This is a genomic window from Acinetobacter sp. WCHAc060006 (assembly GCF_004209135.1).
Taxonomy (GTDB): Bacteria; Pseudomonadota; Gammaproteobacteria; order Pseudomonadales; family Moraxellaceae; genus Acinetobacter; species Acinetobacter cumulans.
On record NZ_SGSS01000001.1, the window covers coordinates 239,635 to 256,021 of the forward strand.

Genomic DNA, 16,387 nt, shown 5'->3' on the forward strand with positions numbered 1-16,387 from the left:
AAGGAGTAGCGCATGAAAAATACGTATCTACGCTTAATGATCAAAATACTGCCGTTATTCAAGCAATTTATGGTGGAACTGTTCAGTGCACGTGCAGGGTTATATATCAAGCAAAATCAGGCTGATAAAGGATAAGGTAATGCCTAAACAAAAGCTGGCACGTATCAGCATTACTGTGCCACAAAATACGGTAGATGCTTTAGATCAAAAGATTGTGGATCAGCATTATGAAAGCCGTTCACAAGCCATTGTAGACATGATCAATAAGCATTTGATTGCAGATCAAGAGCAGCGCAATGAAGTAATGGTTGGCACATTTACCTTGCTGTATGACGCCAGTGTTACGGCGCTACGTATTCAGCTTTTGGATTTACAGCAGCAGTTTTTAGAGCAAGTGGTGAGTTCGCTGCATATTCAGCTGGATGATCATAAAATTTTAGAAGTCATGATTTTGCAAGGTCTAAGCACTGAGCTAAAAGCCATTAGTCAACATTTTATTGCCTTAAAAGGTGTTACCAAAGGGCATCTGGAATTGATGAATGCAGTTATGCCGCCAATTCCGCAAAACGAAAAATAATAAAGGAGTTTAAAAATGGGCCAATTCAATCATTCACATAGCAAAGCAGGCACGCTAACCCTACAGGAAAATCAGCAAAGCAACGGGAGTGCCAAACCTAATGCATTTAAAGGCGCAAATGACCTAGCAAAATTGGGTCATTCACAATTTACACAACCGTTTTTAAGTACCAATACAAAATTTAACTGCAATGCAATTGGGGCAATCACACTATGATGAAAACAGCTTTTTTATCGACGTCTATACTGAGCGTCATACTACTTGCGGGTTGTGATAACACGGCGAAAGTGCCAGAACCACAAAATAAAACCGAAACAACTGCTGTCACAAAGCCCATTACGATTGGCTACAGTGATTGGCCTGGCTTTGTTGCTTGGCAAGTTGCGATTGAAAAAGGTTGGCTCAAAGAAGCTGGTGTAAATGTAGATTTTAAATGGTTTGATTATTCAGCCTCACTGTCAGCTTTTGCTGCCAACCAGTTGGATGCTGTTTTGGTGACCAATGGAGATAACTTAGTCACAGGCTCGGGTGGTACCAAAGGCGTTATGATTATGGCGACAGATTATTCTGCTGGAAATGATGTCATTATTGCAAAACCTGGTATTGAGTCGATTGCTGATCTGAAAGGCAAAAGCGTAGCAACTGAAAAAGGCTTGGTCGATCATTTGCTTTTAGCCACAGCTTTAGAAGATGCCAAGGTTAAGGCATCTGATATTAAATTGATCAATACTATGACCAATGAATTACCTCAAGTATTCGCCAGTCCAGATATTGCAGCCATTGCAGTATGGCAACCTGTTGCAAATCAGGCATTGAAAGCAGTTGCGGGTTCAAAAATCATCTACAGCTCTAAAGATAAGCCCGGCCTGATTTATGACACTTTGACGGTCAATATGACGCATTTATCTGCCAACAAAGAAGAATGGAAAAAAATCATTCAAGTATGGGATAAAACAGTTAAATATATTAATGATCCAGCAACACATGCAGATGCAGTTAAAATTATGTCCACCCGTGTAGGTGTAGAACCTGCACAATATGAACAATTTATTGGTGGTACACATTTATTAGATTTAGATGCCAATAAAAAAGTATTTACCAAAGGTGAAGGCTTTGACTCCTTGTACGGGTCGAGCTATCACGTAAATAAATTCAATGTTACCAATGGCATTTATAAAACTGAAATGGATGTAGATGGCTCGATTTATCCAGCCTTGGTGCAAGAGCTAAAATAATTGCATTTTGGATCTGATATTTAAGTATTTTCTATTCAAAGCTCTACAGATGTAGGGCTTTTGATTATTTTTGAAATGGTGAGCTTATACGACTAGTTCTAAATATAAAAATTTGACTCTAAAATGATATAGGCCCGTACATTACTCAAAATGTATATTGATTTAAAGCCTTTAGTTAAATTATAAAAAAGTAATATGAATAGTTGTGAGCATAGAACTATAATAGCGAGCTTCTAAATATTTCTATTTTATTTTACTGTTTTATGTCTTTGCTCTCTTCCTATTTTCAGCAAAACCAGTTTTGTATTTTGGTGGAATATCTCACGTCGTTGAATGAGATTTTTCCAGTAAAAAAGCAATTCGCAGGCTATCCCGCCGTAATGACTTTAGCTGACCGTGTGCATTCAGATCATGATACGTCACCGCTTGAAGCCAGTAAATTGTATCCACAAGACCTAGAAAAAGTATTGCATTTTGCTGGTAAAGGCAGAGATATTCATGATTTTGAAAACTTTTTAAAGCAAGCACGAAAGGCAGATATTCAAAATTTACTCTTACTGACAGGTGATAAGTTAAAAGAGCACAGCAACGGAGAAAACGGCACAGCGCGTAGCCGATATTTAGAGTCGGTCAATGCGGTCATGGCTGCCAAAAAAGCAGGCGGTTTTTGTATTGGTGTTGCCTTTAATCCGTTCAAATATACCGAAGCTGAACGTGATGCACAGTATTTAAAACTGCATAAAAAAATAAAAGCTGGCGCAGACTTTATTATTACCCAATTGGGCTACGACATTCAGGCGCTCAAGCAAGCAAAGGCATTTTTAACACAGCATCACTATAGTCAAAAAATTCTTGCCTGCGTAATGCCACTTAGTTTGGCGCGGGCTAAATTTATGCTGAAGAATCAAGTGGCAGGTATAGTTATTACGCCATATATGCTCAAGGTTTTAGAGGAAGAAAAACAAGCAGGGCTTTCAGAACGGGTGTATTTGCGCTGTGCTTTGCAGATACTCATCTGTAAACAATTAGGTTTTGCGGGTGTTGATTTATCTGCATGCCATAAACCTGCAGAGCAGGCACTGCTGGAAAGCTATATAGAGCAATATCGACATTTAAATTTGGATGCACTTGAGAAATTGTGGAATGAACTTTGGCAGATACACACTGGCGCAGAGTTTCAGCCTGAATTGAGCTATTTTTCCCGTCCGCCATCATCCAGACAGCTTTTTAAATATCATCAATTGCATTTAATGCATGATGCGTTGTTTGATTCAAAGCTTGGCAAAGGTGTAGGGCGTTTTATTTTTAAAGCGCAAATTTGGCAAAAAGCCACGGCTGCAAAAACTTTGTTAAAAACTGAATACATCAGTAAACATGGTGTTGTAGGCTGTGAAAGCTGTGGACAATGCCGTTTGGGCGATACTTTGTATATTTGCCCAGAAACATGCCCCAAAGGCCTCGCCAATGGGCCATGTGGTGGCACAAGTTTAGACCGCTGTGAATTTGGTGACCGCGAATGCATTCATTCTGTGAAAGCGCGCCTTGCCAAAGCAGTGCAGCAAACACAAGTATTGAAAGAAAAGCTGATACCCACTGTACCTATTGAGGTTCGTGGCACTAGTTCTTGGAAAAATTGGTATTTAGCGGCAGAAGCTTAATAACTGATGTTACGCACTGAGTATGGATTTAATTTACCAATGACGAAAATATAGGCTTGCTCTTTGGAGTCTTACATCAAAAGTTTAAATTTAGGGAATAGCCCCTGCGTCTTGCGCTTCGTTAAAGCCTTGCTTTAACTTGCTCAGGCTCGAAGTACTTTTGTTCCGGCAAAATGAGCAGTGAAACTGCGCAAGGAAACCATCTTGCGGAGCGTTACTCCTCACCGACAGAACTCGTTCACTTTCATCAAAATAACCAATAAATCACAGAAACTTTATCAATTAGATGTAGTCCTGCCTCAAACAATTGCGGATGACGTTTTCGTGTATCAATTTTTATTACAAAGTTTAAAATTTATAAATGTTACTGCGTAACATCAGTTCATAAAAGGAATTAATCTCCTTCATCCATGGCATTGGAATAAAACTTCACCCCTAATTTAATTCGGTCACGGCCTTGGCTCATGCGCCAGCGATTGGTATCGCGCAGTGAATAGACACAGCCACAGTATTCCTGCTGATAAAATTCTTCTTTCTTACTGATTTCCAGCATACGTACAGCGCCGCCATTTTTACGCCAGTTATAGTCCCAATATGTAATTCCTTCATAATGTGAAGCCGAACTATGTCCGCAGTCATTAATCTGCTGCATATTTTTCCAGCGTGAAATACCCAATGAACTGCTGATTAAGCTAAAGCCATGTTCTGCTGCATATAATGCTGTACGTTCAAAGCGCATATCAAAACACATGGTACAGCGGATACCTTTTTCAGGCTCATTTTCCATGCCTTTGGCACGTTCAAACCAGTTGTCTGTGTCGTAATCACAGTCGATAAACGGAATGTTGTGTTTTTCTGCAAAGCGGATATTTTCCTCTTTACGGATTTCATATTCTTTGACTGGATGAATATTTGGATTGTAAAAAAAGATCGAAAAATCAATACCAGATTTAATTAATGTTTCCATGACTTCGCCAGAACAGGGCGCACAGCAAGAATGCAATAAAAGCTTGTCATGACCTGTTGGAAGCGTCAGTTTCTGACGTTCAAGTTTGTTTGACATAATCATAAGCTATAAATATAAAGTTTATATTTTAGCGATTCATGTACCTTTCAAAGCTCGAATATGCTGATTTTTTCTAAGTTTGAGCTGAGTCAGATTCAGTATCTAGACTTAAAATTGAAAAAAATTAGAAGGCATATTTATTTCACCTGCATCTGCTGATCCCATTCAATCTGAAAATCATGTGCCAATTGGTCTAATTGAGTTGCTTTAAGGTTTTTAATCAGCACTTCTTGAGCTTCAAAAAAGGCATGATCAAGTGCCCGATTGACCACCAGTTCTACCAAGCAATCTGGCTGCATATTTTCATTGCCAATCGCAAAAATTGAAGGTTCACCGACAGCAAGGTAAATGTCATACAGTGAAATGTCATGCAGGGGTTTAATCAAACTCCAGCCGCCACCAGGACCTTTCTCAGAATCAACAAATCCATGCTTTTTTAATCCCGACATGGTTCTACGCACTACAACAGGATTTGTTTCCAGCATCTCAGCGATTTGATCGGAAGTAAAAGGCTTGTTTTCACGTGCCATGTGCAACAGAACATGTAGCATTCTTGAAAGTTTACTGTCTTTACGCATGAGGAAATAGATGATTAGGGTAATTGATATATTGTAACATTAAAAGTTTCTTATAAACATGTTAAATGATATAGTAACTTTTAAAGTTACATATAGGTATTAGGAATATGAATTATGAAGTTGTGATTATTGGTGGCAGTTATGCAGGACTTTCTGCTGCTTTACCTTTAGCACGTGCGCGCCGCCGTATTTTAATTATTGATGCAGGGCAACGTCGTAATCGTTTTGCCGAACATTCACATAATTTTTTGACGCAAGATGGCCGATCACCTAGTGCTATTGCAGCAGAAGCCAAAGTACAATTAGAAAAGTATTCCACGATTTCATGGCTTGCTGAAACGGTTACTGATGTAAAAGCGCTTGATGGAAAATATTTAATTGTTGCAGGTAATCAGCACATTCAAGCTGAAAAAATGATTATTGCCACTGGCGTACGTGACGAATTGCCTCAAGTGAATGGTTTGGCTGAACGTTGGGGGCAATCTATTTATCACTGCCCATATTGTGATGGTTATGAACTGAACTTAGGTGAAATTGGCATGTTAGTGTCGGGTATGCACTCATTGCACATGGCGTTGATGTTGCCAGATTGGGGAAATACTACTTTATTTTTAAATGATGCAATTGCTGTAGATCAATTGGATGATGAGTTATTAGCGAAGCTTTCTAAACGTCAAATTCAGATCGAAACGCGTAAAATTGACCATATTGAAGGTCATTGTGACGTTGTAATGGCAGATGGTGAACGAATTCAATTGGATGGCTTATTTGTTTCTACTGTTACTCGTCTGCAATCGAACTGGATTCAGCAGTTAGGTTTAGAGATAGACTGCAATGAATATGGCGAGGCCATTAAAACTTCGCCAGCAAAAGAAACAAATGTTAAAGGAATTTATGCTTGCGGTGATGTCACACGTTCAGGTGGTTCAGTTGCTTTATCCGTAGGTGATGGAGCAATGACAGGGATTGTCGCGCATAAATCTTTTATTTTTTAAAGTGATTGCATAGTAGTTTACAAAAATAGGGCAAGTATCTAAATGATAAATTTGGGTACTTGGACCTAAATATAAGAAATGAAAATCCAGTTAATAATTTGATCTTTTCTCAGTTTAAGCTGAGTTTAATTCACTTAGAACGATAAATAATCATATTCTAAAAGCGGACATACTTATCGATGATTTTCATTTTATCCTAAAAAGTCAGTAGAATATAGATATAAATACTTATTAAAAAATATCATAAAGTATTGTTTATATTTAATTTAATTTAAAATTATTTATATCCAGATTATTTTTTAAATGCTCTCATCGAGCCAAGTTGAAATATATTCATCCTATAAAATTACCAAACATGAATTTCACTCACTTTGTGTTGAGGTTAAATCATTTTTATTCATCTTAAGATTCACGTATAAATTACTCCATACAGAAATTTTGATTATTTTAATTTTAGGGTAGTGAATCTCCATGAGTAATAAATTTGCATGTTCAATCAAACGTATCCGCTTTGATGAAAACTATAAACCAGCAGACAATACACGTCTAACAACGAACTTTGCTAACTTGGCGCGCGGTGAGCACCGTGAAGAAAATTTGCGCCGTACCTTGGCAATGATTAATAACCGCTTCAACACTTTGGCGAGCTGTGACAACCCAAATGCGGATCGTTATTCACTAGAAATTGACATTATTTCTGCTGAACTCGATGTAGAGGGCAATGGTCAAACTTTCCCGTTTATTGAAACTTTAAAAAGCACCATCATCGACCATAAGACCAATGAACGCATTGAAGGCATGATCGGCAACAGTTTTTCATCGTATGTACGTGACTATGACTTCAGCGTGGTATTGCCTGCACTAGGTTGTAAGTTCAATGAAAAGCCTGAAGATTTTGGTGATTTACATGGCAAGCTATATCAACACTTGATCAATTCAGATGTATTCAAAGCTGAATTCAAAAAACAGCCTGTTATTTGCTTAAGTGTTTCAACTACAAAAACCTATTACCGTACTGCAAATGTGCATCCGATCTTAGGTGTGGAATACACCAATGATGACTATTCACGTACCGATGATTATTTCGCAAAAATGGGCTTAAGTGTTCGTTACTTCAAACCTGAAAATGCGACTGCGCCATTGGCATTCTATTCAGCAAATAACTTGCTCAGCGACTATACAGATTTCGAACTGATCAGCGCGATCAGCACCATGGAAAGCTTCCAAAAAATCTACCGTCCTGAAATTTACAATACCAATGCGACAGCAGGCTTAGTGTATCAACCAAGCTTAAGCTTTGGCGATTACTCATTAACCCGTATTGTGTATGACCGTGTTGAACGTGGTCAGTTAGCAGTTAAACAGGGCAAATGGACAGAAGAGAATTTTATTCAGCCATATAAAGACATTCTGAATGAGTGGGCGGCTAATTTTAGTATTGAAAATGCAGACGCAGCTTAATTTTAAATCACTTAAATAGATGAAAACGCGGGTGAGTTAAACCACCCGTTTTAAAGAAAATAGAGATAGAAGATCGAATATGGCCATTTTACTCCCAACTTCAACTGCTGGTAGCTTACCTAAACCGTCTTGGCTGGCTGAACCTGAAAAATTGTGGTCAGCATGGAAACTTGAAGGCGAAGAATTATTAGATGCAAAACGTGATGCGTTGAAATTATCTTTGCATGAACAAATCCATGCAGGCATTGATATTGTCAGTGATGGTGAACAAACCCGTCAGCATTTTGTGACCACATTTATTGAACATCTTGAAGGTGTAGATTTCGAAAAGCGTGAAACGATGCGTATTCGTAATCGTTACGATGCAAGTGTACCGTCTGTGGTGGGCGAAGTATCGCGTAAGAAAGCAGTGTTTGTTGATGATGCAAAATTCTTACGCAGCCAAACCAATCAGCCGATCAAATGGGCTTTGCCTGGCCCGATGACGATGATTGATACTTTGTATGATGGACACTACAAGAGCCGTGAAAAATTGGCTTGGGAATTTGCTAAAATCCTGAATCAAGAAGCGTTAGAGCTTGAAGCGGCAGGCGTGGATATCATTCAATTTGATGAGCCTGCGTTTAACGTATTTTTTGATGAAGTCAATGACTGGGGTATTGCGACATTAGAGCGTGCGCTTGAAGGTTTGAAATGCGAAACAGCCGTTCATATTTGCTATGGTTATGGCATTAAAGCCAATACCGATTGGAAACAGACTTTGGGTAATGAATGGCGCCAATACGAAGAATCATTCCCGAAATTGCAACAATCGAAGCTGGATATCATCTCACTTGAATGCCAAAACTCTCGTGTACCAATGGATTTAATCGAACTCATCCGCGGTAAAAAAGTGATGGTTGGTGCAATTGATGTAGCAACCAATCAAGTAGAAACAGCAGAAGAAGTAGCAAATACATTACGCAAAGCATTGCAATTCGTAGATGCCGACAAGCTATATCCTTCAACAAACTGCGGTATGGCGCCTTTACCTCGCCACGTGGCGCAAGGCAAACTAAATGCGCTAAGCGCAGGCGCTGCCATTATTCGCCAAGAATTGACCGCATAAATTCGAGCTGACTCAATTTCATGTAGGAGCAAGAAGGAAATGAAATCCCTATTATCCAAACATGAGAAAGAGATAAGCCATATAGACCATTGAGATTGAAGAGATGATTGAAGCAACTGATTTTAGAAATGCAATGTCTTTATTGACGACTGCAGTCAACGTGATTACGACTGAGGGTGAAGCAGGCATGCATGGATTTACAGCATCAGCAGTATGCAGTGTGACAGATACACCGCCAACTTTGCTGGTTTGTATGAATCAATCATCTCGTTCTCATGCGCATTTTCTTGAAAATAAAGTTCTGTCTGTCAATGTTTTGGGCGCACAGCATGAGCAAATTTCCAATGCCTTTGCTTCAAGCAAATTTAATTCGGAAGAGCGGTTTAAATTGGGTTCTTGGACCACATTAGAAACAGGTTCACCAATACTCAAAGATGCTTTGGTCAGTTTTGACTGTCAGATTGAACAGATTCAAGAAGTGGGTACGCACAGCGTGTTTATGTGCCGTGTGGTCGCAATCAAGCAAAGTCAGCAGGAAGAAAGTTTGGTGTATTTCAACCGTGCTTATCATGCTGTAGGTCAAGTGGAGTTGGCTTAAACCAGTCAGACTTCTTCAATACATCTTTTTAAAAGTATCTATTTCGTGGAACTCATTACTTTCTTAATTATTGGCGCATTTGCTGGTTTTGCTGCGGGGCTGTTTGGCGTTGGCGGCGGTACTATCATTGTGCCATTGCTCTATATTGTTTTTAGCCAAATGGGCTATAGCCCCGATGTGATTATGCATTTGGCGCTAGGTACGTCCTTGGCTACGATTGTGGTAACGTCGATCAGCTCCTTGATGGCGCACAATAAGAATGGCGCTGTGATTTGGCCTGTATTTAAAAATTTAGCCCCACCTATGGCGATTGGCTGTTTTGCAGGCGCGGGCATTGCAGGCTGGCTGTCGGGCTTACATCTGCAAATGATTGTCGGTGTGTTTTTACTTTGGGTGGCTTATACCATGTTTATGGGAGCAAAAAAGCCAGTCGATCCAAACAAAACACTGCCATCTACAGCTAAGCAAATTGCGGCGGGTTCGGGTATCGGCGTTGCATCGGCAATCTTCGGAATTGGCGGTGGCAGTATTACAGTGCCGTATTTAACGGCAAATGGCGTGGTGATGCAAAAAGCGGTCGGGACGTCTGCGGCGTGCGGTTTACCCATTGCCATTGCGGGTGCATTAGGCTTTATGTTCTTTGGCATGCAGCAGCAAGTTGAAATTCCAAATACCATTGGCTTTATTCATATCTATGCCTTTTTTGGCATTAGTGTGATGAGTTTCTTCACTGCTAAATATGGTGCGAAAACTGCGCATGCGCTTTCACCAGCAGTACTGAAAAAATGTTTCGCGGTGCTGTTGTGTATTGTTGGATGCTTTTTTCTAGTGAAAGGCATTTTATAGAAGCCGACTGATCACAGTTAATTCATTCGAAACGTATGCTCTAGTGTGCAACAGCAAGCTAGAGCATTTTTATCTATAGCAATTTAAGTCTTTAAAATTTCAGAGATATTATTTAAAAACTACATTTCAAAGCTCTGTGCTTTTAGAAAAAACATTGATAATCACAATGCCCAATAAAATAAAGCCCAAACCAATCATGGCAGGTAGGTCTAAATTTTGTTTAAACACAACCCAGCCCACGCATGAAATAAGCACAATGCCTGCAGCGGACCACATGGCGTAGGCCAATCCCATAGGAATCGATTTAAAGGTCAAACCTAAAAAGAAAAGCGCAATGGCATAGCCCAATACGGTAAAAATAATTGGCACAAGTTCAGTAAAGCCATTGCTGGCTTTTAAGGCGGACGTTGCAATCACTTCGGCAATGATTGCAATGAGTAAATATATAAATGACATTGATTTCCTATAGGCATTCTACGGCATGGTGCAAGAGGTGCTGTTTTTCATTTCGCAACCAATCTGCACTTTCTGTCGTGGTATCAGTGCGATGCTGAAATGCATAATGTGGAACATAAATATCCACCTCGAACATCAGCTGTACTGCTTGACCGTTAATAATTAGGTTTTGCATTAAATGTGTTTCATCAATAATTTCGAAATGATCAAAGTTAAGTGCTTGATCTTGCTGAGATGAAGTCGTTGTGTAGTACTTATGCAGACCATCTACAGCGATGGATACTTCAAAGCTTTCAATCAACGCTTCATACCCAGCTGGTGCAGATGATATGTCTATGCTGGCAATTGTTTGCTGATCTGTAGGTAAACGGCTCAGTGCGAATGCCACATGCTTATCACAAATAATTAAACCACCATCCATCTGCAAGGGTTGATGACTTTCTACATCGAAGGCTGACTTCAACCGTAGGCCTAAAAATAGCCCTTCATGCACTTGTTGACGCCAGTCTTCGACATACGCATTGCTTGGAGAGAATTCTAAAATACAGTTGCCAATCGCATGCAACTTGGCAGGCTCTGGCCATTGCACATGATTTTGATAATTTGAGTGTGCTTTAACATCCCAAGATAATAATTGTTTTTTAGCATCCCAAAGAGTATTGCCAATCCAGCCTTGACGATCATTTACTGGCGTATTTTCTTGGCTTTTTAAACGTAGATCGATGGTGAAACTACGTGACTGAAACCAATACACAATGGTTTTTTCATCCGTTAAACCATTTGAAAAACTGATACTTTTACGGCGAAAAGCACCATACAAATAGTCTGGAATAGGACCTGAAACCTCTTGGCTGGCTGGAAGCTGTGCTAAAGCCTGAAATAGATTCATGCGCTTGCTCCTTGTACTTCTGTATTTTCATCCATACCAAATGATGACAAAGGCACAGCATTTCTTAGACTCAGCTCTCCTGAAGCGATACGTTTTTTAAGATAACTAAAGGTTTGCGCGGTTTGATTAAATAAATGTTCACCACCAATTAAGGGCTGATATTTAGGCGCTTCAGTTGAATGTACTGGCTCAATGATCGTGTCGTAATTGCAGGCGCAGAATAAGGGGAAAGAGTAGCGTTCTTCAGAGACTTTTTTAACACGGTGTTTGGTGGCCAAATATTTGCCATTCGACAAAATTTCCATCATATCGCCAATATTCATCACCAAGGTATTTTCAATCAATGGAATATCCATCCATTCACCTTGTTTATTGAGCACCTGCAAACCTGGTGCAGTCGGTAAGAGCAGTGTAAAGCACTCATAATCTGTATGCGCGCCAATACCTTCGGCATCTTTCACTTCAGGGTTATAGGGATAATGGATTAGACGCAGCTGGCTGGTCGGATGGGTAATTTTGCAATCAAAAAAATGCTCATCTACATTCAATGCTAAAGCAAAGGCCTGAAAAATTTCTTCGCTGATACTGCGTAAATGGTGGTAATAATCACTGACCGTACTTTTAAATGTGGCATCATCTGGCCATAACGTAGGGCCAAGCAAAGGAAATGCCGTAGTTTCGCCGTGATAATCATAATTGACGTCATAGGCTTCTTTTAGGTCGTAGCTGTTGCCTGCAAATTGTTCTTCACCAATTGGCACATAGCCACTATGATTTTTCGACAGTCCAATATAGTGTTGCATTTTACTTGCGGTATCTTGTTGAAAATAACGCTTTGCCACCTGAATCAGTGATGTCGCAAAATCAAAATTGAACTGATCACCCTTTAAATATAGAAAACCAACATCTTTACAGGCTTGATCCAATGCAGAGGCTACTTCTAAGCGTTCTGACAGTACCGTACTTTGCATTTTCGATATATCAACAAGTGGCAAAACATAAGATTCATTCATCTTCAATTCCTATAATGTTGGCCGTCCAACGCTGTAGTACATCATTTAGGCCGTCCTAAAGATGAAGAGGGATTAATCCAGTTATTTTTGCGTACTGACTTGAGTCATACGTGGAATTTTCGGTAGGTTTTCCATCGCTGGGTCGAGCTCGTCTTCCTGCGCATGTACCAAGAAATCCACCCGTTCGCGCAGTTGTTTAAATTCAGGACTCAGCATGAGTTCAGGATTACGAGGACGGGGTAAATCGACCTCAATTATTTCTTTAATTTCACCAGGATTGGCTTTGAGCGCCACAATACGATCCGCCAATAAAATGGCTTCATCCATATCATGGGTCACAAAAATGATGGTGATATCAATGTTTTGCCAAAGATCCATTAAATGTTTTTGCATTTTTTGACGGGTATGCGGGTCAAGCGCGCCAAACGGCTCATCCATCAATAATATTTTTGGTTCATTGACCAATGCGCGGGCAATGGCAACGCGCTGCTTCATCCCGCCAGAAAGCTGATGCGGATACTGATCTTGGTATTTTTCTAAACCAATAATATCAATCCATTCGCGGGCGCTGGATTCAGCCGAAGCATTGCTGGCACCTTTCATTAAAGGGCCGAACATCACATTTTCTTTGACCGTTTTCCATGGAAAAAGCGTGTAGCCTTGAAACACCATGCCACGCTCAGGGCTTGAGCCTTCAATGGCTTGGCCATCGACCAGCAATTCACCGCTACTGTATGGGTCAAGACCAGCCACAATTCGGCTAAAGGTCGATTTACCGCAACCCGATGGGCCAATCACGCAGATAAATTCACGCTTATGAATCTTTAAATCCAACTGATTTAAAATAGTGCGTTCAGTTTTGCCGTGCTTAAAACTTTGTGTGAGTTTTTTTGCTTCTAAAATGACAGGGCGTGCATAAATTGCATCGAAATAAGTGGTGGCATTAAACTCTGTGCTGTTCATTATTTTGCTCCTGCTTTCCATTTAAATAGACCTTGACCAAGTTTCATTAGCACCACATCGCATACCAAACCAATCACTCCAATGATGAGGATCGCGGCATAGACATTGTCAAAGTTTTGGTAACGCGCTTGTTGGGTGATAAACCAGGTAATCCCAGATGTTGTGCCGATCAGTTCAGATACGATCAGATAGGTCCAAGCCCAGCCCAGCAATACACGTAGGTCGCGGTAAATGTCAGGAAGCGCAGCTGGAATCACCACATGAAATAAGCTTTTCATTTTATTGGTGCCTAGCGTAAAACCTGCTTCGATCAGGCCACGGTCCACCATCCGTGTGGTATTGGCAATAATTAGAATTTGCTGAAATAGCGTACCAATCACGATAATGGCGATTTTAGGTGCGTCATTAATGCCTAAAATCGCAACGGCTAAGGCACCAAAAGCAGGGGCGGGCAAGTAGCGAAAAAACTCAACAAAGGGTTCGGTCAGTTGTGATATTTTTTGAGAAAAACCGCAAAGAATACCCAGCGGAATACCGATGAGAGAGGCAATAAAAAAAGCGCTGAACACAATTTTAATACTGTGCCATAAGCTTTGATGAAACCATGGGGCATCAGGTTGGGCAGGCGGGGTAATAAAGGCTGTAACCAGCGCTTTTGCCACTTCATGCGGTGCAGGTAGATAGATTGGATTGACCAGTTTACCTTGAGGTGGCGCTAAACCAGCATTGACTGCAGATTGCGCTTCGGCATAAAACACCGCTTTGTCGACACGGCTATCAACCTGAAAATAAGGCACACTGCCAGATTGCGTAATTTGTACCTGCGGATGCCATAAAAATGGCAAATAACTCACTGCACACCAAATGAGCACAGGAATTAAAAATGATCCTAAGCCAAGCAAAAGCTTACTTTTTGGACTGAGCTCTCTTGCGACATAACCCATACTGACCAAGCCCCAATATTACTTTTTTAATAAAACGTAATACTGTTAAGCAATTTGAATGCCAAACGCGTGTATGGCGTGATTTATTGGACTTAAGTCAAGTTAGATAGGCTATAAACAGCAAAAAGCCTGCAACAGAAGCAGGCGATATCATTTTTTTGATCAAAACTGATGCCAAAATGTGCTTTTATGGCGCAACCAATTGCAAAAACAGTTTTTTCATTCCTTCACTCGCGCCTGCTTTAATCAATTGATACTGCTCAGGTACACGTTGATAATCTGCTTTCGGGTCGATATAAAATGCACGGCAGTTGGCTGGGATTTCGTGAATCAATCCAGCCACAGGATAGACGGCCAGACTTGTGCCAATCACAATAAAAATATCTGCCGTTTGCACACTCACACTGGCATCTTCATAGGCAGGAACTGCTTCGCCAAACCACACCACATGTGGCCGTAAAGGATATCCTTCAGGGCATTGATCGGTCTCTAAGTTTAAATCTGCACCTTCAATGGGAAACAATTCCTGCGTATATTGCGCCTGAGGGCCAGAGCTTTTTGCGTAACGAATATTGCCATGCAGATGTAGTACATTGTGACTACCTGCACGTTCATGTAGATCATCAATATTTTGTGTAATGACTTGAACATCAAAAAAATCATCGAGTTCAGCAATTAATTTATGCGCTACATTTGGCTCTGCGGCTAAAATATGTTTACGGCGTTCATTATAAAATCGCTGTACTAAAGCTGGGTCGCGTGCCCAAGCTTCAGGTGTGGCCACATCTTCAATACGATGCTGTTCCCAAAGACCATCACTGTCACGGAAGGTATTGATGCCGCTTTCTGCGCTCATGCCAGCACCTGAAAACACCACAATTTTTTGCATAGATATTTAGCCTTATATTTTAATTGATGAGTCCAATGCGTACGGTTGCATGTATTGAATGGATGATTCAGCGAATTTACTGTACTCAAAATATAGCGATTACTTCAACTTAGCTGATGCAATTCTTGTAGCACCCAATCGACAAATTTTTTTATTTGCGGTGAGCTGTCTTGGCTCGAGTGGACTAAATAATATTTTCGGCTACCGTGCAATTTTTTATTTGATGCAATCACCAATTCTTTTTTTCTCAGTTCTGCTTCAATCAGCATTTGTGGAATGAGAGCCATACCCATGCCATGACTGGCTGCCACAGAAAGCATAGAAAATAGTTCATGTCGCTGACCATCAAATGGTTTGGGATGCTGAAGCTGATGGGCTTGAAACCATTCTTGCCAAATACTTGGACGGGTGGTTTGCTGTAATAAGGGCAATTGAAGTAACTCTTCATCGCTTAAATTAAAACTGTGATCATCCGTCATTTCCGCATGTGGAAAGTTGTTTTCAATCAATTTGGGGGAACAAACGGGAACCACTTCTTCATCCATTAAATAATGTGCTTGAATGCCCAGCCAATGCTCAATTTGCTGTTGCGTTCCTGCAAAAATCGCCGCGTCAAAGACATTTCATTAAACAAAAAAGGTTTGGTACTGGTTTCCAAATGCACTGTAATTTCAGGATGTTGCGCATTTAATTTATGTAATTTTGGCAACAGCCAACGTGTGGCAAAGGTTGGCACAACGCCCAGCTTTAAAGTACCGCCCAAGCCTTTGTGCGTCATGATATCTGAGGTGCTTTTTTCGATGCCTTGCAAAAATGGTTTAATACTTTTTGCATATTGCTTGCCTGCTTCTGTGAGATCTACACCGTGACGTGTTCGGCTAAATAGCATTACACCTAAATATTCTTCAAGCTGTTGAATTTGGCGCGACACGGCACTTTGCGTAATAAATAACTCTTGAGAAGCATGCGTATAACTTGCGTGTTTCGCAGCAGATTCAAAGCAAATTAAGCTTTGCAATGACGGAATATTGCGCCGCATAGATAAAGTCCTTTTTATCGATAGATATCACAAAATGGCATATAAGAATGATTTTCATATACCACTATAGTC

18 protein-coding genes and 1 pseudogene are annotated in these 16,387 nt (G+C 40.4%); 10 read left to right on the top strand and 9 right to left on the bottom strand.

The genetic code is table 11. The features are described from left to right. The first annotated feature begins 12 nt into the window (after positions 1-12). From EXE29_RS17670 to EXE29_RS01115, 5 genes are all read left to right on the top strand, one after another. Positions 13-135, top strand: a complete 123-nt coding sequence (locus EXE29_RS17670) for a hypothetical protein (protein ID WP_227865904.1) — start codon at positions 13-15, stop codon at positions 133-135. Positions 136-139: 4 nt separating this feature from the next. Next, positions 140-577 carry a CopG family ribbon-helix-helix protein gene (locus tag EXE29_RS01100; protein WP_106984411.1) on the top strand — a complete coding sequence of 146 codons (438 nt, stop codon included), beginning with the start codon at positions 140-142 and terminating at the stop codon, positions 575-577. Positions 578-592: 15 nt separating this feature from the next. Beyond that, complete coding sequence (locus EXE29_RS01105; RefSeq protein WP_106984410.1) at positions 593-793, top strand: hypothetical protein; 201 nt, start codon at positions 593-595, stop codon at positions 791-793. After that, positions 790-1,812 (top strand): ABC transporter substrate-binding protein, encoded by a 1,023-nt coding sequence (locus tag EXE29_RS01110; RefSeq protein ID WP_106984409.1) that lies wholly within the window; start codon positions 790-792, stop codon positions 1,810-1,812. The genes EXE29_RS01105 and EXE29_RS01110 overlap by 4 nt, the downstream gene beginning before the upstream one ends. A gap of 263 nt (positions 1,813-2,075) precedes the next feature. After that, positions 2,076-3,470 carry a methylenetetrahydrofolate reductase C-terminal domain-containing protein gene (locus EXE29_RS01115; protein WP_106984408.1) on the top strand — a complete coding sequence of 465 codons (1,395 nt, stop codon included), beginning with the start codon at positions 2,076-2,078 and terminating at the stop codon, positions 3,468-3,470. A gap of 394 nt (positions 3,471-3,864) precedes the next feature. Here the strand turns inward: EXE29_RS01115 and EXE29_RS01120 are convergent, their stop codons facing one another. Continuing rightward, the gene (locus tag EXE29_RS01120; protein ID WP_120363697.1) at positions 3,865-4,533 is read right to left on the bottom strand and encodes an epoxyqueuosine reductase QueH; all 669 of its coding nucleotides are present in this window, start codon (positions 4,531-4,533) and stop codon (positions 3,865-3,867) included. A gap of 140 nt (positions 4,534-4,673) precedes the next feature. Further along, positions 4,674-5,114, bottom strand: a complete 441-nt coding sequence (locus EXE29_RS01125) for an Rrf2 family transcriptional regulator (RefSeq protein WP_117007384.1) — start codon at positions 5,112-5,114, stop codon at positions 4,674-4,676. A gap of 107 nt (positions 5,115-5,221) precedes the next feature. Between EXE29_RS01125 and EXE29_RS01130 the strand changes: the two genes are divergently transcribed. From EXE29_RS01130 to EXE29_RS01150, 5 genes are all read left to right on the top strand, one after another. Beyond that, positions 5,222-6,109 carry an NAD(P)/FAD-dependent oxidoreductase gene (locus EXE29_RS01130; protein ID WP_117007383.1) on the top strand — a complete coding sequence of 296 codons (888 nt, stop codon included), beginning with the start codon at positions 5,222-5,224 and terminating at the stop codon, positions 6,107-6,109. Positions 6,110-6,580: 471 nt separating this feature from the next. Then, positions 6,581-7,570 (top strand): putative oxygenase MesX, encoded by a 990-nt coding sequence (locus EXE29_RS01135; protein ID WP_120363698.1) that lies wholly within the window; start codon positions 6,581-6,583, stop codon positions 7,568-7,570. A gap of 79 nt (positions 7,571-7,649) precedes the next feature. After that, positions 7,650-8,678 carry a methionine synthase gene (locus EXE29_RS01140; protein WP_106984404.1) on the top strand — a complete coding sequence of 343 codons (1,029 nt, stop codon included), beginning with the start codon at positions 7,650-7,652 and terminating at the stop codon, positions 8,676-8,678. Between the two features lie 103 nt (positions 8,679-8,781). Next, complete coding sequence (locus EXE29_RS01145) at positions 8,782-9,276, top strand: flavin reductase (RefSeq protein ID WP_111884696.1); 495 nt, start codon at positions 8,782-8,784, stop codon at positions 9,274-9,276. Between the two features lie 45 nt (positions 9,277-9,321). Beyond that, positions 9,322-10,122 (top strand): sulfite exporter TauE/SafE family protein, encoded by an 801-nt coding sequence (locus EXE29_RS01150; RefSeq protein WP_106984402.1) that lies wholly within the window; start codon positions 9,322-9,324, stop codon positions 10,120-10,122. A gap of 126 nt (positions 10,123-10,248) precedes the next feature. On the opposite strand, the gene EXE29_RS01155 is transcribed toward EXE29_RS01150, so the two are convergent. From EXE29_RS01155 to EXE29_RS01185, 7 genes and pseudogenes are all read right to left on the bottom strand, one after another. After that, positions 10,249-10,578: a DMT family transporter gene (locus EXE29_RS01155; protein ID WP_120363699.1), complete on the bottom strand. Its 330-nt coding sequence runs from the start codon at positions 10,576-10,578 to the stop codon at positions 10,249-10,251. Between the two features lie 7 nt (positions 10,579-10,585). Next, complete coding sequence (locus EXE29_RS01160; RefSeq protein ID WP_120363700.1) at positions 10,586-11,467, bottom strand: hypothetical protein; 882 nt, start codon at positions 11,465-11,467, stop codon at positions 10,586-10,588. Beyond that, a complete protein-coding gene (locus EXE29_RS01165; RefSeq protein WP_120363701.1) occupies positions 11,464-12,480 on the bottom strand; it encodes an isopenicillin N synthase family dioxygenase in 1,017 nt (338 codons plus the stop codon). The genes EXE29_RS01160 and EXE29_RS01165 overlap by 4 nt, the downstream gene beginning before the upstream one ends. An 81-nt stretch (positions 12,481-12,561) precedes the next feature. Then, on the bottom strand, positions 12,562-13,443 hold the full coding sequence (locus EXE29_RS01170; protein WP_120363702.1) for an ABC transporter ATP-binding protein: 882 nt from the start codon (positions 13,441-13,443) through the stop codon (positions 12,562-12,564). Next, the gene (locus tag EXE29_RS01175) at positions 13,443-14,387 is read right to left on the bottom strand and encodes an ABC transporter permease (protein ID WP_120363703.1); all 945 of its coding nucleotides are present in this window, start codon (positions 14,385-14,387) and stop codon (positions 13,443-13,445) included. The genes EXE29_RS01170 and EXE29_RS01175 overlap by 1 nt, the downstream gene beginning before the upstream one ends. A 187-nt stretch (positions 14,388-14,574) precedes the next feature. Further along, a complete protein-coding gene (locus EXE29_RS01180) occupies positions 14,575-15,276 on the bottom strand; it encodes an SIR2 family NAD-dependent protein deacylase (RefSeq protein ID WP_117007375.1) in 702 nt (233 codons plus the stop codon). Positions 15,277-15,380: 104 nt separating this feature from the next. Further along, positions 15,381-16,315, bottom strand: a pseudogene (locus EXE29_RS01185) (LysR substrate-binding domain-containing protein). Positions 16,316-16,387: the final 72 nt, after the last annotated feature.